Below are 21,751 nucleotides of genomic sequence, written 5' to 3'. Positions count from 1 at the left end.
TGATGATCAATCAGCTAACGGAATCAGACAACAGCAATGTATTTTTCACAGAAAGGAACGGGCGAACAATGCAATTAAACAAATACGGAGTTTCTAATGACGTTATTCCAGAGAGATTAACGATTTCTGGATTACAGCAATTATATAAAGACCAAGCCTTGACACCACGGGAAATTATGGAGACCATCACTTTACGTGCTGAGGAAGACCGTGACATGAATATATGGATTGTCCCGCCTTCCATGGAGCGTATTGCACCTTATCTAGAGAGACTCGAAACGATGGATAAGGAAGAATACCCGCTCTGGGGTATTCCCTTTGCTGTCAAAGATAATATTGATGTAAACGGGTATCCTACGACAGCCGCATGTCCTGACTTTGCCTATACGCCTTCCGAACATGCTGCCGTTGTCCAGAAGCTGATTGATGCTGGCGCAGTCCCTGTCGGCAAAACAAATCTGGACCAGTTTGCCACAGGACTTGTCGGAACACGGAGTCCGTATGGTGACACGCATAATGCCTATAGACCGGAGCTGATCAGCGGAGGTTCAAGCTCCGGCTCCCCCGTTGCGGTAGCACGCGGTCAGGCTGCTTTTGCCTTAGGGACGGATACAGCTGGCTCCGGCAGGGTTCCTGCCGCACTTAACCGGCTGGTCGGCTGGAAGCCAAGCCTTGGCGCATGGTCCCTCCGGGGTGTTGTACCTGCGTCGGCAAGTTTGGATTGTGTTACCGTATTTACACACCGGCTGCAAGAGGCTCTTCTAATCGATGAAGTTGTACGATCTGCCGATGAGAAGGACCATTGGTCTCGATCGATCCCAATGCAGTCCTCAGCTGCACCCCTTAAGCTCCTCATTCCCGATCAGAAAGATTTATTCTACGGTCCTTTTGAAAAGGAGTACAAAGAAGCATGGGGACAAGCGAAGAACCGGCTCGCAGCACTCGGAATCCCAGTAGAACCCACAAACACCGACCTATTTATGGAAGCAGCAAAACTGCTGTATGACGATGCCTTGGTTGCTGAGCGCTGGGCAGGTCTTGGTCCATTTATTGAAGCGCATCCCGGCAGCACCTTTCCTGTAACGGAAAAAGTTCTGCGTTCCGGGGCAGGAGATGCCTATAGTGCGAGCTCCGTATTCCAGGCCATGCACCGGCTGCAAAGCTACAAACGGCAGGCTGCCGTTCTTTTGGAAAATGCGATCCTCGTTATGCCAACCTGCGGAGGAACATGGCGGCGTGAAGACGTAGCCCGGAATCCGATTGCAGCAAACAGGGATATGGGACGATATACCAATCACTGTAATCTGCTTGATTTATGCGCTGCTGCAGTGCCGGCTGACGATGCGGCAGACCTTCTTCCTTTTGGTATTACGTTCTTCGCCCTGTCAGGACAAGAGCACCTCATTGTTAATACAGCGGCCAAATTTGAAAGCCAGACAGAGGAACCTATTGAGCATCTCCGTTCTCCCCTGACAAAAGAAGAAAGCCTTCCTGATAACTCCGGAACTACACAAGTTGCCGTATGCGGACTTCACATGAGGGGATATCCACTGGAAGTGCAAATGCAATCCGCGGGTGCAAAATTCATAAAAGAGGCACGGACCGCACCAAAGTATCAGCTAGTAAAGCTGAATACATCACCGGCTAAGCCCGGTCTGATCAAAGTGAATGAAGGAGGCGCCTCTATTCAGCTGGAAGTATGGGAAATACCGCTTGAAGCCTTTGGTGAATTTACGGCATCCATCCCTGCTCCCCTTGGTATTGGAAAGATCGAACTGGAGGACGGGACTGAAGTGCCAGGATTTATCTGCGAGGTTTATGCAGCAGAGGGTGCAGAAAATATCACCGAAGCCGGGGGCTGGCGAAAGGCGGTCCCTCTCCCATAAAGTGTTTCTTCTATTGTAAATTGACAATGAGCCCTACAACGATGAAGTTGTAGGGCTGTCTGTAGTTTTTATCACTTACTTTGTCATCGCAACAAACTCTTCAAAGGCATCCGCTTCCTCCACAAAAGGATTATGGTTGCTATATTCAAACGTTCGGAAGACGGAGCCTGGAATTAGATCTGCAATTTCCACACCATACTCGTAGGGACACTGTGCATCGTGGAGACCTGCATAAATATAGTAAGGGATCGAGAGCTCGCTTAATCGCTCACGAACGTCATAATTTCGGCAATCGACTTGTATAAAATAGTTCAAGCGAGCACCCACTGTTCTCCCACTATTCGGTATCTTTAAAGACTCTCTCAGTTTCTCTTCACGATAGTATGACATCATTGCCCATTCAAAACCAAGCGCTTGTCTTTGGTCCTGGGTCGTTTCAGGTGAATTTAAGGCGTTCATAATCTCACTAATGCGTCTAAAATTCATATTACCTTTACAGTAAATACTCTTTGGATTCTGTATGTACTCCTTACTTGCACACGTACCGCCAGCAATGATCTTCGTCAACGCTGCCGGATATTCAATAGCATAAGTTAACGCCAGCATCCCACCAGTTGAATGACCTGCAAAACCCCAGCGCTCTATTTGAAGTGATTTACGAATTGCTTCCAGATCTTTAATACTCTCAAGCATTCCATATTCACTTTTTACTTTTGCTCGATCTGAGCCCCCACAGCCTTTAAGATTCACTAAGTATACGCTGTAATGACTGGTGAAAGGATTGGCAAATGTATTTCCTCGCTCATCATATGCACTATACAAATGAGTGACGCACAATGCTGATCCCTTGCCCTTTTTAAAATATTCAAAGTATCCTCTCTCCGTTTGAATACTGCACTTCTCCCAATTCATATACGCCTGTCCCTCCTTGATTAAGAGTCGCTGCCATATCCTCTCCAAGCCTGATCTAAATCAATATATATATAGTAGAGAGTAAATTGAAGCCAAATCGCAACAATAGGAGTAGTATTGAAACTAGTTTCATTTGATATAATGCTAGTAAGAAGAAGAGGGAAGGAACAATGCTCATGTTTAATCAAATTGATGCTCTTCGAACAGAAGTGGACAAGAAACGTCCCATCGACCCAAAGCTGATGAGTACCATCGCTCAGAAATTTCGTGAAGAGTGGACTTATCATACGAATGCAATTGAAGGAAATACTTTTACTTATCGTGAAACAGCATTCTTCTTAAGAGAAGGACTGACGGTCAAGGGGAAATCTTTAAGAGAGCATCTTGAAATAATAAACCATGCGGAAGCAATTGATTATCTTCACGAAGCCATTCAACAGAGAGATTTAACAGAGCGGATTATTAAAGATTTTCATGCCATTCTTTTTCAGGGAGTGAGAGATATTGACTTTTCTCCTGGTGACTACAAAAAGATGGATAATCATGTGCTCACGATTTCGGGGAATATCCATCAATATGTTCCTGCAGTCCAAGTACCTTATGAAATGGAACGCCTAATACAATGGTACACCGAAAATTCAGACATGCATCCCGTGAAGCTTGCATCATTACTTCATCATAAGCTCACAGCGATCCATCCATTTACAGATGGTAACGGGAGAGTCAGTCGGCTTGCGATGAACTTTGTGTTGCTAAAGCATGGTTATCCTCCTGCCATCATTCGTAATGAAAAGCGCCAAGATTATTACTCCGCACTGGAGCAGGCAGATAACGGGGAACTAGAACCCTTAATTGATCTCATCTCTGCTGAAGTTAAGTCTAATCTAGAACTAATGCTATCTGTCACTTAAACCTCACTTATACCATCTAGCAAAGGAGCGATACTTATGAAATATACATACCTCGGACGCAGCGGCATGCAGGTCTCTCTTCTCGGTCTTGGCACTAACTCCTTCGGCAAAAGAGCAGATGAACAGACTTCAGCCCGCATTCTTCATCATGCGATCGACAGCGGAATTAACTTTATCGACACCGCCAACATCTACGCCGGAACAGAATCCGAGCGCATTATCGGTCAAGCGCTAAAAGGAAAAAGAGACCAGGTTGTGCTCACGACCAAGGCCGGACTCGTCGCCAGAAATGACGCTCCGAATGGACGCGGTTCTTCCCGTTATCATCTGCAGCAGGAGCTGGAGAACAGCCTGAAGCGGCTGCAAACCGACTATGTGGATCTGTATCAGATTCATACATTCGATCCGAATACACCGCTGGAAGAAACACTGCGAACACTCGATGACATGGTTCGTGCAGGCAAGGTGCGCTATATCGGTGCCTCCAACTATGCGGCTTGGGAGCTGATGAAGGCACTCGGCATCAGCGATCTGAGAGGCTATGAGCGTTTTGTCTCCAATCAGGTTAGCTATTCACTGGCAGACCGAACGCCGGAGCGCGAGCTCGTTCCCATGTGCCTGGACCAAGGTGTCGGCATCATTCCTTATTTCCCACTAGCCGGCGGCATTCTTACTGGAAAATATACAGAGAAGTCCTCTGCTCCCGCCGGCTCCCGGGCAGAAACAGATCCGAATTTCAAGCGATTCTTGGAGGATCATAATGTAACACTTGGACAGCAGGTAGCTGAGCTTGCCGCGGAGACCGGACATGCTCCAAGTGCATTGTCCATTGCCTGGCTCATGAACCAGCCTGCTGTATCCACCGTCATCGTCGGCGCAACTCGTACGGAGCAGCTGGATGACAACTTGAGAAGTCTCGACATCGAGATCAATACCGAGCTCGCAGAGAAGCTGGGTGAGATCAGCGAGCGATTTATCTATTCGAAACCTTTTGCCACCTACCGCATAGAATAATACAAAGGCTGGACCTTAAGCTTTACGCCCCCCGTAAGCTCATCGTCCAGCCTTCCTTATGTCTGCTTGCTCCCCAGCCTCACCGCTTGAAGCTTCAATAACGCTCAGCTTCACTCTCCACGTTCTGTGTCCATGCCTCCGAGCTGGCGATATTCATGCGGAGATACGCCCTCCAGCTCTTTAAATACACGGGAGAACTGCTTGCTGTTCTCAAAGCCCACCGCGAGGCTGATCTCCGCCATTTTCATGGTAGATTTGTTAAGCAGCAGCTCCTTGGCCCGCTGGATACGTACCTTTTTGAGATAAGACACAAAGTTGTCTCCCGTATATGCCTTGAACGCCTCGCTGAAATACGAATAATTAAGCGATACATGATTGCTGACCATCGCCATATTCAGAGGACGCTCGTAATGCTCCTGTATATAACGGATCGCCTCTTTCATATCCGCATGCTCACTATGCGCCAGCCGTATACGGGACACATAATCATTTACGCTGACCAGCAGGTATTCCAGCTTTCTGTAATACTCGTTAAAGCTCTGGAAATTGTTCAGGCTGCCGACCAGCCTATACATCTTCAGTACTTCCACCGAGGACTCCCCGTATTTCCTAAACACCTCATCGAACACATTCTCATTGATTAACCCGCTTACCTTCTCAAGATAAGTCATATCCATCTGCTTCAGATGATCCAGTTCAAAAATAGAGGCGAGCAGCCTCTTCATCTCATCCACCCTATCCGTTCCCAGCATATTTCCGAGCTTCCGCAGGCTGCCATACGGCAGTGGAGGATTCATCCGATTCGTGAGCGTTGCATCATATTCGATATAATAAGCGCTTGGATGCAAGAACGTATATCTCAGCGCAGCCTGTGCCTCAAGATATTGCTCCCGAACCTGTGCCAGATCGCTCTGCTCCGTGCTGATTCCGATCCGAAATCCGTTCCATCCCTTCTGTTCTGCCTGTCTCGCCAGTGCCTGATACCAGTCTGCGGTATTTCCTGCGAGAATAAGCCTTCCTTCTATATCCGTGAGGACAAGCTCTGGCCGAACATCCATCGAATGACTAAGCCGTTCGACCAGACGCTGAATTTCCCCTGTAGGCATAACGGACCCATCTACATATCTGCACAGCACCATCGCGACAGCATAAGAGCTTGCTGGTATAATATGAGCTGCCTGCTGGAGTTCTTCTTCCATCACAGGCCCTCTGCCAAATAGAAGCTGCCTTAAACAATTCTTGCGCTGCTCCATCTGCAGCTCATTTTTTTCCTGAGTTCGTTCCAGATTCGCGGCTTCTAATTCGCTCAGTTCCTTATCCACCCGATTCAGCATATCAAACAGCTCGGTTCGCTGAATCGGCTTCAGCAAATAATCCTTCACCTTGTACCGGATCGCCGTCTTCGCATATTCAAAATCATCATAGCCGCTCAGCAGCACGACGGCCGGCCTTCTTCCTCCCGGCTCCCGATCCAGCTCTTCCAGCAGCCGGATGCCATCGAGTACAGGCATGCGGATATCGGTTAATATCAGATCTGCACGAGATGCACGGTTCATCTCAAGCGCCATTTGTCCATTCGAGGCCAGTTCAATATGATAGGCTGATGGATATTGCCGCTCAATCATCGTTTTAAGTCCCAGGCGAATATTCTTCTCATCATCCACGATTATGAGTTTCCTCACCTTCATCTCCCCCTGTCATGACCACTGTTGGCAAAGTAATGGTAACGATCGTACCCACACCCTGTGTACTATGGAGCATCAGACCGTATTGTGCTCCAAAAAAAAGCTGAATCCGCTGATGCACATTCATCAGCCCAATCCCAGCAGATCGATCCGATCGGCTGACCTCGTTCACTGCACTCGAAGCAGGAGCTTCTCCTGAATTCACCTTCTCGCAGCTTGAGCTGTGGAGCTGATTCCTTAGCAGCTTCAGCTCTTCCTCCGCCATGCCCGTTCCGTTATCCTGGATCCAGATTTGGCATTTGCCGCGGACTGCCTCTGCCCGGATGATAATCGTCTTATCCTTGGATCCGGTCACCTCGGCTTCCTCATACCAGCCATGCTTGACGCTGTTCTCCACAATGGGCTGAAGCGACATCTTCAGCACTTCGGCTTCCAGCATTACATTCGGTACATCTACAATCAGCGTAATCGGTGTATCGAACCGGATATTCATGACTTCAATATAATTTCGGATATGCCTCAGCTCATCTCTCAGCTTCACATAATCCCCTGACCATTTAAAGTTATATCGCATCATCCCCCCAAGTGAGGTGAGTGAATCCGCAATTTCCCGCTGATCCTCCATCTCGGCCAGCATTCGGATATTCTCCAGCGTATTGTACAGAAAATGAGAGTCAATCTGATTATGGAGTGTTCTGAGCTCGGCTTCCTTGGACATCGCTTCTTTACGGACAGCCACAGCGACCAGCTCGTTAATCTTGTTCATCAGCTTATTGAAATGAAAAGCCAGCTCGCCAATCTCCCCGCCGCCCCGGATGACGACTCCTGTATACAGCTCGCCCCGGCGTGCCTTTTTCATCGCATCCGTAAGTCTGACGAGATTCTTCAGAATGAAGGAGTTCAGTACATAAGCAATAATTGTAAAGATCACAATAAACAAAATATTGATCCCGATCGTCGTGTTACGGATCTTGGATATTTGGGCCAGCACGTCCTCCATGGACAGCACATTCAGCAAATGGGCGTTCAATCCCTCTAGCGGGACGCTCAGAAAAATATAGGATTTGCCCGCCTCCTTATACTCCATCTGCCAAGGTTCGCCATCAGACAACGCTTGGAATTTAGCCTGAATCGCCTGCTCCATCATGGGAGCATTGCTGAGCAGTGACTGTTTCGCGCGCGAGAAGATCTCTCCTTCCTCATCAACCAGAAACAGCTGGGACTGCTCATCCTGGACCGTAAAGGTTCGGGGTGAGAATTCCGAGAGCAGCATATCAACCTGAATAATACCGGAATGCTCTCCACTAATGACACTGATCTCACGCAGCAAAGATACCTTCGGCTCCTGCTCTACCGTTCGTTTAATAAGATCTCGGTCGGTGTGCTGAAAGGACCACATCTGCAGATCGCCAAGACCATACGTATCCTTGTACCAGATCTCGTCCTTGATTCGTCGTTCATTGTAAATAATCGGCCATATTTCATAGGCATACGGATTGTCCGTGAACAGATGCAAATGCTCGATGTTCGGATTGTTGAACTGGATTCTTGTCAGATTTACAAAAGCGCTCATATTAAAATCGACCAGCTCTCCCAGAGGAGGCTCTGTCTTCCTCGTTAAATAATTCAGCACCTCTTTGTCTGAAACAGCAAGCTGCGCCGAACGCTCCATGGACTCAATCTGGTTCATGATATGCAGCTTCTCCATATCGAGAATATAGGCACTCTTGTCTACCGCATCCTTCATATAAGTCTCATTAATCGCACGAAAAGAAACGATGGATACGAGCAGGCTCGGCACCAGTATTATGGCAATATACGCTGCAATCAGACGACTCTGCAGGGATCGGTGCTCCCACCAGGAGACAAAGCCCTGCACCAGATTGCTTCCTCTTCTCATCACAATAAATCCATCCCATTTCTGCTTGTATTTGCAGGTAAAAGCTCGAAAAACCCGCAGTCTGCGGGTCATTCGAACCATCTCATTACATATTTATACAGCTAGTCTGGACTTGTCAGCCTATTTCAAGAACTCAGCCAGCTTCGTAACGTTCTCTTCGTATTTCTTCTGCTGGAAGGCCAGAACCTCGGCAAGTCCTTCCTTCTCGCGCTTCTCTTGATATTCCGTCCAGACGGAATCAAACTCTGCTTCGGATTCTGCCATCAGGAGCTTCGGCAGCGTCTTGCCCCACAGCTGAGCAAGCTTCGTATTAATAATCCCTTCCGGCGAGTTCCCTGTCGGATTGAGCAATTCAAACTCGGAAGCGCTTACTGTTTTGCCCTTGGTCCAATCTTCCATTTGTTTGAACGGCTCAACGGACGGCGGAGTCCACTGTGCAGTAATATTCGTGTTCATCAGCATCCAGAAGGTAAATGAAGCACCGTACTCTTTGTCGAAGGCGGAACGATCCTTATTCAGCAGTTCTAAGGCTTCCGGCTTAAACTGATCCTTGCCGTCAATCGTATCGTAGGTGACACCTTTCTCACCTAGGTAGAGATCCTTGTTGCCTTCTTCACTGTTCAAGTAGCTCAGGAAGCGGATCGCACGTGCCTTATCCTTTACATTCTTGGAGATCAATGTCACCGTCCAGCCTGAAATTCCCGGTCCATCCAAGGTCGGTGTATCCAAGTTGGTGTTGGATGGTCCATCTACCGCGATGTATACAGAATTTGGATCGTTTGCATACAGCGTATTTTGCTGGGCAGCAAGGTCACTGCGCTGATAAATCATAGCAAAGTATCTTCCTTGAGCAATTTTCTCTTCCATCTGCGGACGTTTATCGATGAAGATATCCTTGGATAACAGCCCTTTTTCATTTGCCGTACGCAAGGTCTTAAGCCATCTCACATACTCAGGATCCGTTGCCCGGTCGTAGAGCTTGCCGTCCTTCTCCTTCGGAATCGCAAGGAGATTCTGAATATAACCTTCGAGAGAGTAGTTGCCGTTCTCTGTAAATTCATGCATACCGAGTGGAATGAGCGGCTGACCATTTACATCAGGGAACTTCTCTTTGGCCGCCTCAAGTGCGGCAAGGAAGCCTTCCGGAGTTCGCATATCCGGACTGCCGATCGCTTCATACATGTCTTTTCTCACGAGAAAGACCTGGTTAGATACATAAGTGTCACCATACTGCTCATAATCCTTCGGTGAGGAAGAAGCATTCGGATAAGCATATACTTTACCGTCCGGCTGTGTATACCAGGACAGCTTTGCTGCATCCGATGCAGTAAAGAAGTATGGATCATATTCTTCTGCGAGCTCATTCAGCGGAAGCACCAGCCCTCCGTCAATCATCTTCTGAACGGCATCGTCGCCTTTATCGAGCGTAATGAAATCCGGGAGTTTACCGGATGCTATTAAAGTATTCATTTTCTCGCTTTCATTTCCTGCTGGTACGATAAAATTAAGACTGACACCTGTTTTTTCTGTAATATATTTCGTGGTAGGATCTACGCCCCACTGGTTTGGAAACCAGGAGAAATTCAAGTACCAATCAAATGTAATCGGTGAAGTATCCACCTTCCAACCCGGATCATCCTTCGTCAGCTGAACCGCTGGCGTCTCTGTGTCCGGTGTCTCTGTATCGGTCTCTTCTGCTCCTCCCGAGGAAGAACATGCCGTGGTAAAGATAAGTACGAGTGAAGCCAGTAGAATCAGAACTCTTTTCATGCCCCATGTTTGGTTCATGCATTTTACCCCTTTTCGGCTTATTTGTATACCGTTCCTATACTGTGCGTTACGCTTAACCCTTGATTGATCCGATCATCATCCCCTTTACGAAGTACTTTTGCAGAAATGGATATACGAACACAATCGGAAGCGTCGTGACGACCATGGTCGCCAGTTTAATCGACTGTGAAGTCACCGTCTTGGTTGCTGCCGTTCCCTGCACAGCCGCCACCATCTGATTAGAGCTCGACTGGGCAACGACGCGGTACAGATAAGTCTGTATCGGCTGCAGATCGGTATTATTGATATAGATCATCCCGGTAAAATAATCATTCCACTGATAAACGCCATGAAAGAGAGAAATCGTCGCGATGACAGGCAGGGATACCGGGAGCACAATTCTCAGGAAGATCGACCAGTCATTGGCACCATCAATACGTGCAGCTTCCTCCAGTCCTTCGGGAATTTCCCGGAAGAAGGTCATAAAGATAATGAGATCGAAGAAGCTGAACATCACAGGGATGATGTAGACGAGAAAATTGTCCAGCAAATGCAAATCCCGAATGAGCAGGAAGGTCGGAATGAGTCCTCCCCCGAAGAATAAAGTGACGGTACCCATCAGAATATACAGCTTGCCTCCGATCAAATCTCTGCGGGAGAAGGCATAAGCCACCATCGCGGTAAAAAAGACGTGCACGGCAGTACCAACCACCGTCTTCGCAACGGTAATGCCCATTGCGGTCATAATGCCGGGGCTATCGAACACCGCCTTGAAATTATCAAGACTGAACTCACGAGGCCACCAGTAAATCCCGCCGCGCATGGCATCCGTTCCATCGTTGAAGGCATTTACAAGAACATACCAGATGGGATACATCGTCAGAAAACAAACAATGAGCATAATCAGGGTATTAATCGTATCAAAAGCGAACTCCCCTTTGGTTCTGCGATTAAGCGTCCACAAGGCTATAGACCCCTCCTTTCTCCTTAATAAAGGGATGTTCCGTTAATCTTCTTCGATACCTTGTTAGCAAGCAGCAGCAGAATGAGCGCAATGACCGATTTGATCAAGCCGACTGCCGTCGAATAAGAATAACGCCCGGACAAAATCCCGGTCTGGTACACATAGTAGTCGATGACATTACTTGCACTGTCGTTCAGGGAGTTGCGCAGTACGAGAATCTGGTCAAAGTTAGAATTCAGCACACCGCTCACCGCGAGAATAAACAGAATTGTAATCGTTGATTTGATGGAAGGCAGCGTAACGTACCACATCTTCTGGAATCGTCCAGCGCCATCTATCGTTGCTGCCTCATACATTTCAGGTGATACGCTGGATATAGCTGCCAGATAGATAATTGCAGACCAGCCAAGCTCCTTCCATATATCAGAGGCAATAATGATCGACCAGAAATATTTGGGCTCGGCCAGATAGCTGATCGGCTCTTCAATGATATTCAGTGCCATCAAAATGTTATTGATTATCCCGATATCCGACAGCCATGTCGCGAGGATCCCTCCAAGAACAACCCATGATAGAAAGTGAGGCAGGTAGGAGATCGTCTGCACCGTGCGTTTGAATTTAATGCTTCTCAGCTCATTGAGGAACAAGGCGAACAGGATCGGAAGCGGAAAACCGATGATGAGCTTGAGCAAGCTCATCCCGAGCGTGTTTCGAATCACATTGCCGAGACTATCATCATCCAGGAACTCTCTAAAGTGCTCCAGCCCTACCCAGGGCGCTTCGGATATGGAGCCGATAATGTCGTACTCCTTGAATGCGATAATAATGCCGTACATCGGGATGTAGTTGAATATGAACATCCAGGCTACACCAAGCAGAGCCATTGTCTGTATGTGCTTCTGTCTAAGGAATTTCTTTCCCAGCTGGAGTGCTGCTGAAGCTCGGGGAGCCTTGGCATTCTTAGCAGAAACGGATGGTGCTTGGCGAGGTTCCATGTCCATAGAGGAGCCCCCTTCATTTTGTAATATTCATGTGTAAGCACTTACATTTGATAAATACATCATACTTTCAATTCAAGAGGTTGATAAGGTGTCAAATTTCGTTTTTGGTGCTCATTTTTCGGGTTGATCATCAACACGTACCATGTTATGTTTATTAGAAAAATTTTCTAGGAGGGGCTGCTATGAGCAACACCAAGTTCAATCCGATTCTGCTCAATTTCCCGGACAGTGTAGATAGTGAAAGGCTGATCATTCGTGCACCGAGACCGGGTGACGGTACGCTAACGAACCAGGCCGTTAAAGAAAGCCTCGCCGAGCTGGCACCATGGATGCCTTGGGCCCAGACGGCCCCGACGATAGAGGAATCCGAAACACAGATCAGACAGTCCGCAATTCGCTTCGCAGAGCGCACGGATCTGCAGCTCCTGCTGTTTAAGAGGGATACCGGCAGTCTCATCGGCAGCAGCGGACTGCACCGGATCAACTGGGAGACCCGGAAGTTCGAGATCGGCTACTGGGTTCACAGCGCCTATGCCGGACAAGGCTATATTACGGAAGCGGTGCATGCCGTTACCCAGTTTGCAGTGAAGGAGTTCGGTGCGAACCGAATTGAGATCCGCTGTGATGCCCGGAATACGAACAGCGCTAATGTAGCCAAACGCGCAGGGTTTGTACTGGAAGGGACACTTCGGGGAGACAGCATTGGGGTAGACGGCACGATTCGTGATACCTGTGTGTTCTCGAAGGTTCGGGGGCAAGAGTTTTAAGATAATAATGAATGGTTCACATTCAAAGAACCTTACAATAAACAGGCCGGGTCACTTTACAGCGACCCGGCCTGTTTTACTGAAATTTGTCATCATCTAAATGCTAAAAAGAGAGGAGCGTCAGCTCCCCTCTGCATGCAGCAGGCTTCGAGCCTGGTTGTTCGAGGTTGGAATTTCAATAATTACACCTGTTCCTTTTCCTACTTCACTTTCAATGTGTATGGTTCCTTGGTGATTCTGGATAATCTTATAGCTGACCATGAGACCCAGACCCGTTCCCTTATCCTTCGTTGAGTAGAACGGTTCTCCAATTCGAGCCAGCTTGGCTTCCGGTATACCTGCACCGTTATCCACGAAAGAGATTACGATATTGCCATTATCGTTCAACTTGACGGCAATATTAATTTTCCCGCCGCCCGGCATGGCTTCAATCGCATTTTTCAAGACATTAATGAATACCTGCTTCAGCTGATTCTCCACACACATGACTTTGAGATTCTGTTCATACATTACAGTGATCTCCACATTATTCATGATGGCCTGTGTCTCCAGCAGCATGATGACATCCTGAATGATCGGTTCCAGCTCATGCTCTGTGAACTCTACGGCCTGAGGCTTCGCGAGCACAAGCAGCTCGCTTACAATCTGCTCAATCCGGTTGAGTTCGGTCAGCATAATTTCGATGTAGGCATTCCCATCCTCTTTTTTAGAGAGCAGCTTGGTGAAGCCTTTCAAGGCAGTCAGCGGATTACGGATTTCATGGGCAATGCCGGCTGCAAGCTGTCCTACCGCCGAGAGCATTTCCGTCTTGCGCAGCATCTCCTCCGCATTTTTGCGTTCGCTGATGTCCTCGGATAACTTCACGAAGTGAATAATTTGGCCCTGCTTATCTGTAATCGGAATGATCTTGACCGATTCCCAGAATTCCTCTCCGTTCTTGCGGTAGCTTAAGATTTCCCCTTTCCATGTTTCACCGTCCAGAGAAGTCTTGAACACATCCTTCATTGAAAAATCACTATAGCTGTAGCAGCCTAGATCATGACCCTTCGCTTCCTGCAAAGAGTACCCTGTCACTTCGGTGAACTTCGGATTCGCATATTCAATCTTACCTACGACATCGGTAATGATCGTCATGCTCGGACTCTGTTCAATGGCGTAAGAGAGCTTCGTCAGTTCTTCATTCACAGCCTTTAAATCTGTAATATTGACAAAAGTAAGCACGACACCGCTGGTGAAGTTATCCTCTGTCCGATAAGGCAATATTCTCATGCTGTACCAGGTGCCGTCTGTGCTTTGAATTTCCTTCTCCAGAGGCTCTAATGTCTTCAGCACATGCTGCGCATCATCCACAAGTCTCTCATATCGAAAGTGATGTGAAATATGCTGAATAGGACGTCCATAGTCCACATCCATCAGATTAATCTCCTTCGTAATGGCAGGCGTAAATCGCCGGATACACATTCGCTTGTCCAGGAAAATGGTACCGATTCGGGTGCTCCCCAGGAAATTATTCATATCATTGTTGACATCCGTAAGCTCTTGGATCTTGAATTGAAACTCGGTATTCACCGTTACCAGCTCTTCATTAACCGATTGCAGCTCTTCGTTTGCACTCTGCAGCTCCTCATTTGCAGCCACCAGCTCTTCATTAGTAGCCTGCAGCTCCTCATTGGAAGTCTCGAGCTCCTCTACCGTCGCCTGCAGCGTTTCCTCGGATCGCTGCAGCTCCTGCTCCAGCTCAAAGATACGCATCTTCAGTGTATTATCAATATGCACAGGCTCCATGACGACATCTTCAGCCTGCTTTAAATGCTGCGGATCCTCAAACAGGAGCAGTACATATTTCTCGTATGCCTTGTTCTTTCGCGAAAAAGGACGGATATGCAGATCGATCAAACGGTCCCCCTGGTTCGTCTGGATACGGAGTGCAGGGTATACCACATTTTGCATTGAATCACGCACCTTCTGAATTCCAGTGGATACGGTCACCGCGACATTCTGATCAATCATTTTGTACAGATTCCAACTGGGTTTACCTTGAGACAGCACTAAATACTCATTTATGGCTCCAACCAAATGAATCACATCATTATGATGATTAACGACCATCCCGGGGGAGATATGCTCCTCTGCAAGCATGGTATACAGATCGCCAGATCGTTTAACATGGACCTGTTCTCTTGGCTGAACCGCAGCTGCGGCTGTTCTTCGATAGGAATGCTGGCTGGAGCTTCTTTCTTCCATAGAGAAAGACTGAGCTTCGGATTCGGGATCAGAGGACATTTTACCACTCTTGTGACAGAAGATATTCCATCTCCGGTCAAAGGCATCGAATTGATTCGCAAATCTCCCCAATGTTTCACTCGGACCCAGGAAGAGAAAGCCCTCCGGATTAAGTGCAAAATGAAATAACGATAACACCTTCACTTGCATCTCCGGCTGCAAATAAATGAGCATATTCCGGCAAGTAACCATATCTAAATTACGGAAAGGCGGGTCTTTAATAATATTTTGAGGCGCAAAAATAATCATCTTTCGAATATCCTTGCTCACATGGAACATATCATCATCTTTGATAAAGAACCGCTCAACATCCTCTTCCGACAAATGATGAATGTTGCTCTCCGAGTATATCCCTTGACTCGCATACTCTATGGATTCCTTGTCCAGATCAGTTGCAAAAATCTTTATATTATAATCATCGTCCAGCTGCTCCTCGTACTTCTTGAGAAGGATAGCCATAGAGTAAGCCTCTTCTCCAGTTGAACATCCAGCCACCCATACCCTGATTTCCTTAGAATAGCTCTTCTTCTCAAAGATACGGGGCAGCACCTGGTCATAAATAATTTGAAAGGCCTCTGCATCCCGGAAAAAGTTCGTAACGCCTATAAGCAGATCCTTTCTTAACGAAGTAAGCTCATCCCGATGCTCTTCAAGATAGGTCATGTACTCCTGAATGGAGCTGACATTGTTCATCGTCATCCGGCGTTCAATCCGGCGCAGCACACTGTTTCGCTTGTAATATGTGAAGTCAATGCCGCTCTCTTCTTTTATTTTCTCAAAAATCAGTTGAATAAATTGCTCCGTACTCATTCTTTCCTGCTCTCCTACAAGCGGGTATACTCCAAATGTGCGTATATGCTGGAGAAGCTTCTCCGACATGTCCTTGGGATTTAATATATCATCGACCTTGCCGGTCATTTTGGCAGAGCTTGGCATGCCGTCAAATTTGGCTGACTGCCTGTCCTGGACGATGACAAGACCACCTGCTTTTTTAATTTCTATGACGCCCTTGGAGCCGTCAGTTCCGGTCCCGGACAGAATAACACCAACAGCTCTGTTGCCGTATTCGGCAGCCAGAGAGACGAAGAAATCATCAATGGACAAATGAATAGCGGATTGCTTAACTGCGTCTGCCGGCTGCAATCTACCATTCCTGATGGTCATCGTCTTACGAGGAGGAATCAAGTAGACATGATTAGGCAGGATCTCCATTTCATGCTCTGCGACCCGTATGGGCATCGTCGTATACTTTGACAAAATCTCTGACATTAAGCTCTTGTAGTCCGGCGATAAATGCTGGACCACGACAAAGGACATGCCCGAATCCGGAAGCATATGATCAAAAAACACTTCTAATGCTTCAAGTCCGCCTGCAGAAGCACCAATGCCTACTACACATACCGGAGAGGAGGATTCCAATTGCTTGTGATCCCCCCCTTCATTCATCGAGATGTTCCAAGACTCTCGTTCCATGCGCTTACTCCCCTTCCATGTCCTTTCATAAGTTACGTTGTTTACGAACTGTTACGGACTATTCAATACCGGGCTCAAGCTGGGCGATTGCTGCGATCAGACAATAGCGATAGAAATCTAATGTAGGTTCGTCCAGATCTTCAAGCAAATAAAGAGACTCGGAGATATAACGAAAGTTATCTGTTAAGTGACGTGTTTGCATCCCATGAATGACAAGTATCCCGTTTAGCCATACGGCATAATCAATAAATAAGTTAGGATTACGCAGTGCAGATGCGGTATGAAGATGCTTCATATGATGGAGATTATCTTCTCTGCATTTCATGATTCCCTGTTCCCCATATCTATCCGCCAGCTCAGGCGCATTTGCATAGATCTTTGAAATGACCTCAGCTACAAGATGTTCATAGTAACGTGTTCCATCAGTCATCAATCATCACCTTATTATTTGATTAAACCGGAAGAATTTGATGTAATTAATTAGAAGTGTCATTATTCTCATATAAACGACGATATCTATCAGTATATCAGTGAGTCCCTCCATCATATAGGATATTTTTGAATATGGGTCAATTTCGACAAAAGCTTCTACCAGTCCCTTTCTTTCTCGCTAGTTCTTTCTATTCATTTATACTAAAATGAGTTACATTATACCCAATATCCGAAGAAGGTGTCATGTCATGCATATGGAAGCAGAACAATTTGCAGAAAATATGTTGCAAGGAAACACAGAGACTTGCTGGGAAAACTTACTTCAACATGTCGAGTCCGGCCGAAACAGTCTCTTCATATTTGAACAATTGCTTGCACCCGCCATGCGTTACGTGGGTTCCTTATGGGAAACGAATCAGATTACTGTAGCTGATGAACATCTAGCTTCTGGGGTATGTGACGTTCTCCTGTCCAGATATGCAGCACTCAAAAAAAAGCCTGTCACCCATGGATACCGTGCTATGCTGCTATGTGTGAAGGGTGAAGCTCATTATTTCGGGCTTAAGATGGTGAATACCATGTTCGAAGAGAACGGGTTCGATACACGCTTCTACGGACCTAATCTGCCCTTGGAATATGCGACTCTAAGCGCACTCAGCTGGAAGCCGGATGTTGTTGCTCTATCCGTCTCAATCGTCTATCATCTGCCAGCCTTGCTGGAGTACGTTGAAGCTTTTGAGAAGCTCATCCCCCAGCCTGTCATAATGATTGGCGGTCGCATCATTGAAAAATACAGTGTCCATGAGGCTGTAGATGGCAGAGCGGTCTTTCTGTCCGATATCTACGAGCTTGAGCAGTGGATCATGTCTTACAACAGATCCAATCAGCAGCAGTACGTGAGGTGAGTCTTCTTCTTGAATCTATCCAATCCATCTAATATCCCCGTCCCTTATATCGTGATCGACGCAGAGCTGAGCATCCTTTCCTGCTCCGACTCGGCGTCACATATATACGAGCAAGCAGTACATTTCACAGATTGGCTGGACGAAGGTTCCATCAGCAAAGCTAAACATTACATTTCACCCGTTCACTCTGGCACAAGAGTCGAACTCATTATGAACACGAGGAAGCAGCCCTTCTCCCTATACGATATTTATCAGCAGTGGGATGAGCAAGGCAACGGGCATCTCATCTGTATAGAACAGCTCCAGAACATACAGCTCCTATCCGACAAGCTTCAGCTTCTTCATGAGGACCTGCAGCAGCTCCCATCTCCTATCCATCAGGAGGCGGACAGACCGCAGGCATCCAAGACCAGAAGGCGATCTGCCAGAGAGCGGGAGCTCCGATCCACGCTGGAAACGATCCGCGATCTGGTCGACATGCTCTACCCCAGCTTAATTGAGATCGATCGGACCATCTATGCTGACATTATCAAGAACCAGATTGAGGAGGCACTCGCTGAGCCAGCAGCAGACAATGTACACCCTATTTCCAGCAAATTCAATGATGACCGTCCGCGAAGCAAGAATTGATCAATAGAAATAGCGATGTCATATGTCAGATCTACCTGCCGGTACCGCTGCTGAAGCGGTCCGGTTTTTTTGTATGATCAACGATTTTGCCTTGTTTTTCGCTTGCCGTCTTACTTTTACTCCTTCCGTTAGAGGGTAATAAAGTGTAAACCACTCTAACGCAAAAGGAGGAAGGCGCATGAAGAAGCAGTTAAGTGTCATTCTATCGGTGACTGCCGCACTTGCATTAACTTCATGCGGGAATGATCCGACATACCGTCAGACTGGAAGCAGCAGTACCGTTGAGGAACAGATCATGGTTAGTCAGAGCCCTACATTATCTGTTAAAGAACAGAAACGTACAGGTTCAGATTATGAAGGTAAGCCGCAGCATATAACACAGACGCAGGAAGTGGATGCCACGGACATTCGTTCTATACGGATGGCAGAAGGTTTTGAGGGTAATATTTTCGTCAAGATGGAACCGAATGCAGATCGCATCACCGCTACACTTAACATTGAGCATGGGTCACAGGAGGAGCAGCCACTGCTGTTCGTTAACACGGTGGATCAGACCTTGACCACGGGAATTCGATATCCGGAAGGAACGACGAGTGAGCAATTGAATCATACTAGCGGCAATGCAGCAGTTCAAAAGAGTGCGACACTCTCCATTATTGTGCCTGAGAAGCTGTATGAAGAAATGTCACTCACGACGAAGAGCGGCTACATCACCGTGGAGCGAATGAACGCTGCATTCATGCAGGCAAAGACCGGAGCAGGAAATCTAGATATGAAGCAGGTCAATGCCGAGGAGCTGGACGGTGAGACAGGAGCCGGTGATGTGTTCTTCAAGATCAGCGAGCCGAAGCATTATCAATTCATGGCCAAGACTGGGAGCGGCAAGGTCGAATTGCTGGGGGAGGTTTACGAGGATGACGGCCGCATGATCGCCAAGGGAAACGGCTTTAATGAAGCCCAATTAGTAACAAGCAGAGGGAATGTGAGGGTCTATGAGTAAACTGAGATTTGCAGTTAATGTATAGAAGCCTGGAGCGGTTAAATCCAGGCTTCTTACTGTTGAGTTCTCCCGCTATATTAGCGTTATTTATTTTCTATGTACGCTTCAATTTAACTACACTTTTTGTCGATTCTATTCATTTGCAGCGGCTATTACATCATTAGAGTCTATCCTCAAGCTGTCTGATGCGTTCCTCCAGCATACCTATACGTCGGTTCATTCGGTAAAATAACGGAGTTACTCCGACTATAACAATCAACAGTATGACAACGAGCACTTCCATCGCACCCCTCCAGTGAACAGTTTATTCACTTCTTCTTCCGATTAACCAGATAGAGTCCTAATGCACAGATGATGATCGCTGTGATGGACAGCATAACGTTGCTTGACGACATATCGGTGATGAGCAAGCCCAAGATGGCGATAAGGATCAGCACCGAATACATCATATTAATAATTGCCTTCATTAAACTCCTCTCCTCCTGTTCTAAGGTAATTTCTTACAAGTCATAAAAAGCACTAAGCTATGTATAGATTTTGGACGATATATTTAAAGATTGAATCCATTTCATTGCTGCATAGAACGATGAATGTGATTTGGCCGATAATGTTTATCTTAACATTTTTACAAGATACCAGGCCATTATTGGAGCAATATTCTTTTGTGAAAAGATAAACATCCAACTCTATTTTTCTATTACAGGAGGAACATGAATGACGCAAGATTTACTCGAACTTCACAAAAGAAACGGTCTGCTGGTATTACTGCTGTGGATATGCACCATCCTTGGTATCGTATCGACAATCGATTCGCTGGATGGGGTATTGTCAATCGCCTATCCAGCCTTTCCTGTTTGTTTATTAAGCACCTTCCTGTATTGGAAAAAGCTCTTCATACCGCAAATTAGATACTTAATGGTAATCGGTATTAACATTATCAGCTTCTCGATTATGTCGATGGGTTCAGCTGTGACCAATTCTCTCGTATTATACTTGGGACTGTCCTTCTGCTCCCTCTATATGGATCGATTTATTATGATTGTCAATGGAATCATTGGGCTGGCCTTGTTGAATTATTTTGCCGCTACTGCCTATATCAATGTGGATGTCATCAGCCTTAACACATTCTATATCGTCGTTCTCCTGACCTTAATTGGACAGAGTACGGTCGGAACCCGAATGCTGAAAAATATGGACGTCAGCATGAAAGAGGCGAACGATGCCAAAGAACGGGTTGAAGTGCTCATTAATGAAGCAAGAACAGTCTCTACGACGCTGAATACATCAGGCACAGAACTGAATGAAAATGCCGTCATGGCTGAAAAGATCAACGCTGAGGTTCTCGCTGCATTTCACGAGATGTCTGCAGGTATCGAATCCCAGGCAAGCAGCGTTTCGGATATCAGCTCTGCGATGGAGAGTCTGAATGATTCGGTGCAGCGCACCTTTGCAGCCTCGGAGACAACAAGTGAAAAGGCCAACAAGGCTGCCGAGCTGACAAAGGAAGGCCAAGACCAGATTACCGATCTTGCAGCCAAAATGCATCAGGTCTCTGAGCTCGTTGATAATACAGCCGTGATTATGGGTAAGGTCAATTCGGAAAATGTTAAAATTGGCGGCATCCTCTCTTCCATTGAGGAGATCGCCAAGCAGACCAATCTCCTGTCCTTCAACGCTTCGATTGAAGCGGCTCGCGCAGGAGAACACGGCAGAGGCTTCGCTGTTGTCGCCGAGGAGATCCGCCAGCTTGCTCAGCTGACACACCTTGCTTCATCAGATATTGCAGGTATTCTATCTTCGATTCAGAATAATATCAGCTCAGCTGCGGTCCGCATTTCAGAGGGCCAGACCGCTTCCCGCTCTGGTGCGGAATCAGCGGATATCATCACCGCTTTATTTCAGGAGATCAATGCAAATACGAAGGAGGTTATGGATCAGGCAGATCATCTGCTCGATCTGAATATACAGCTCCAGTCTGCATCCACTCAAATTACCGATGAGATCGCCTCCGTATCCTCCGTTACAGAACAATCTGCCGCTTCCGTCGAGGAAGTGCTGGCAAGTGCCGAGCTGCAGCAGCATCGGGTGAACGAAATTGTGGCAAGTATTCAGAAGCTCAATGAAATCGCTCAAGCTATCGACAAGACCTTGCAGTAACGTTAACGGTAACAGTAACATTGATTCTTCAGACTAACCATAACCATTTCAGTGAACCACT

General features: G+C 47.0%; 18 protein-coding genes. 8 read left to right on the top strand and 10 right to left on the bottom strand.

What is annotated here, in order from left to right; translation table 11 throughout:
- Positions 1-68 precede the first annotated feature (68 nt).
- Positions 69-1,886, top strand: a complete 1,818-nt coding sequence (atzF, locus tag ACFSVM_RS00990) for an allophanate hydrolase (protein WP_379259931.1) — start codon at positions 69-71, stop codon at positions 1,884-1,886.
- Between the two features lie 75 nt (positions 1,887-1,961).
- On the opposite strand, the gene ACFSVM_RS00985 is transcribed toward atzF, so the two are convergent.
- A complete protein-coding gene (locus ACFSVM_RS00985) occupies positions 1,962-2,798 on the bottom strand; it encodes an alpha/beta fold hydrolase (protein WP_379259929.1) in 837 nt (278 codons plus the stop codon).
- 176 nt (positions 2,799-2,974) lie between these two features.
- Between ACFSVM_RS00985 and ACFSVM_RS00980 the strand changes: the two genes are divergently transcribed.
- Both ACFSVM_RS00980 and ACFSVM_RS00975 read left to right on the top strand, forming a co-directional pair.
- Positions 2,975-3,709: a Fic family protein gene (locus ACFSVM_RS00980; protein WP_047912966.1), complete on the top strand. Its 735-nt coding sequence runs from the start codon at positions 2,975-2,977 to the stop codon at positions 3,707-3,709.
- Between the two features lie 36 nt (positions 3,710-3,745).
- Positions 3,746-4,723, top strand: a complete 978-nt coding sequence (locus ACFSVM_RS00975) for an aldo/keto reductase (RefSeq protein WP_379259927.1) — start codon at positions 3,746-3,748, stop codon at positions 4,721-4,723.
- A 110-nt stretch (positions 4,724-4,833) separates the two neighbouring features.
- Here the strand turns inward: ACFSVM_RS00975 and ACFSVM_RS00970 are convergent, their stop codons facing one another.
- The 5 genes from ACFSVM_RS00970 to ACFSVM_RS00950 are packed head-to-tail and all read right to left on the bottom strand — an operon-like array spanning position 4,834 to position 12,043.
- The gene (locus ACFSVM_RS00970; RefSeq protein WP_379259925.1) at positions 4,834-6,411 is read right to left on the bottom strand and encodes a response regulator; all 1,578 of its coding nucleotides are present in this window, start codon (positions 6,409-6,411) and stop codon (positions 4,834-4,836) included.
- The gene (locus ACFSVM_RS00965; RefSeq protein ID WP_256702764.1) at positions 6,380-8,380 is read right to left on the bottom strand and encodes a cache domain-containing sensor histidine kinase; all 2,001 of its coding nucleotides are present in this window, start codon (positions 8,378-8,380) and stop codon (positions 6,380-6,382) included. Before ACFSVM_RS00965 ends, ACFSVM_RS00970 begins: the two co-directional genes overlap by 32 nt.
- A gap of 48 nt (positions 8,381-8,428) precedes the next feature.
- Complete coding sequence (locus tag ACFSVM_RS00960) at positions 8,429-10,096, bottom strand: extracellular solute-binding protein (protein WP_379259923.1); 1,668 nt, start codon at positions 10,094-10,096, stop codon at positions 8,429-8,431.
- A gap of 55 nt (positions 10,097-10,151) precedes the next feature.
- Positions 10,152-11,042 (bottom strand): carbohydrate ABC transporter permease, encoded by an 891-nt coding sequence (locus ACFSVM_RS00955; protein WP_379259921.1) that lies wholly within the window; start codon positions 11,040-11,042, stop codon positions 10,152-10,154.
- Between the two features lie 23 nt (positions 11,043-11,065).
- Positions 11,066-12,043: an ABC transporter permease gene (locus ACFSVM_RS00950; protein WP_256209867.1), complete on the bottom strand. Its 978-nt coding sequence runs from the start codon at positions 12,041-12,043 to the stop codon at positions 11,066-11,068.
- 182 nt (positions 12,044-12,225) lie between these two features.
- Here ACFSVM_RS00950 and ACFSVM_RS00945 point away from each other — a divergent pair, with 182 nt between their 5' ends.
- Positions 12,226-12,810, top strand: a complete 585-nt coding sequence (locus ACFSVM_RS00945) for a GNAT family N-acetyltransferase (protein ID WP_379259918.1) — start codon at positions 12,226-12,228, stop codon at positions 12,808-12,810.
- Positions 12,811-12,930: 120 nt separating this feature from the next.
- Here ACFSVM_RS00945 and ACFSVM_RS00940 read toward each other — a convergent pair whose 3' ends face one another.
- Together ACFSVM_RS00940 and ACFSVM_RS00935 are read right to left on the bottom strand one after the other, a co-directional pair.
- Positions 12,931-16,566 (bottom strand): CheR family methyltransferase, encoded by a 3,636-nt coding sequence (locus tag ACFSVM_RS00940; protein ID WP_379259916.1) that lies wholly within the window; start codon positions 16,564-16,566, stop codon positions 12,931-12,933.
- Positions 16,567-16,624: 58 nt separating this feature from the next.
- Positions 16,625-16,996, bottom strand: coding sequence for a hypothetical protein (locus ACFSVM_RS00935; protein ID WP_076312330.1), 372 nt, complete (start codon positions 16,994-16,996; stop codon positions 16,625-16,627).
- 250 nt (positions 16,997-17,246) lie between these two features.
- Between ACFSVM_RS00935 and ACFSVM_RS00930 the strand changes: the two genes are divergently transcribed.
- From ACFSVM_RS00930 to ACFSVM_RS00920, 3 genes are all read left to right on the top strand, one after another.
- Complete coding sequence (locus tag ACFSVM_RS00930) at positions 17,247-17,903, top strand: cobalamin B12-binding domain-containing protein (protein WP_379259914.1); 657 nt, start codon at positions 17,247-17,249, stop codon at positions 17,901-17,903.
- 9 nt (positions 17,904-17,912) lie between these two features.
- Complete coding sequence (locus tag ACFSVM_RS00925) at positions 17,913-18,533, top strand: hypothetical protein (protein WP_379259912.1); 621 nt, start codon at positions 17,913-17,915, stop codon at positions 18,531-18,533.
- Positions 18,534-18,711: 178 nt separating this feature from the next.
- On the top strand, positions 18,712-19,533 hold the full coding sequence (locus tag ACFSVM_RS00920; RefSeq protein ID WP_379259911.1) for a DUF4097 family beta strand repeat-containing protein: 822 nt from the start codon (positions 18,712-18,714) through the stop codon (positions 19,531-19,533).
- Positions 19,534-19,693: 160 nt separating this feature from the next.
- Here ACFSVM_RS00920 and ACFSVM_RS00915 read toward each other — a convergent pair whose 3' ends face one another.
- Positions 19,694-19,816: a hypothetical protein gene (locus tag ACFSVM_RS00915; protein ID WP_256209865.1), complete on the bottom strand. Its 123-nt coding sequence runs from the start codon at positions 19,814-19,816 to the stop codon at positions 19,694-19,696.
- Between the two features lie 25 nt (positions 19,817-19,841).
- Positions 19,842-20,000: a hypothetical protein gene (locus ACFSVM_RS00910; RefSeq protein ID WP_177178810.1), complete on the bottom strand. Its 159-nt coding sequence runs from the start codon at positions 19,998-20,000 to the stop codon at positions 19,842-19,844.
- Positions 20,001-20,247: 247 nt separating this feature from the next.
- On the opposite strand from ACFSVM_RS00910, the gene ACFSVM_RS00905 reads away from it, so the two are divergent.
- A complete protein-coding gene (locus ACFSVM_RS00905) occupies positions 20,248-21,690 on the top strand; it encodes a methyl-accepting chemotaxis protein (RefSeq protein ID WP_379259908.1) in 1,443 nt (480 codons plus the stop codon).
- Positions 21,691-21,751: the final 61 nt, after the last annotated feature.

Source organism: Paenibacillus shunpengii (assembly GCF_042684905.1).
Lineage (GTDB): Bacteria > Bacillota > Bacilli > Paenibacillales > Paenibacillaceae > Paenibacillus > Paenibacillus shunpengii.
Note: the sequence above shows the minus strand (reverse complement) of the source record. Positions and strands in the feature narration are given on the sequence as shown.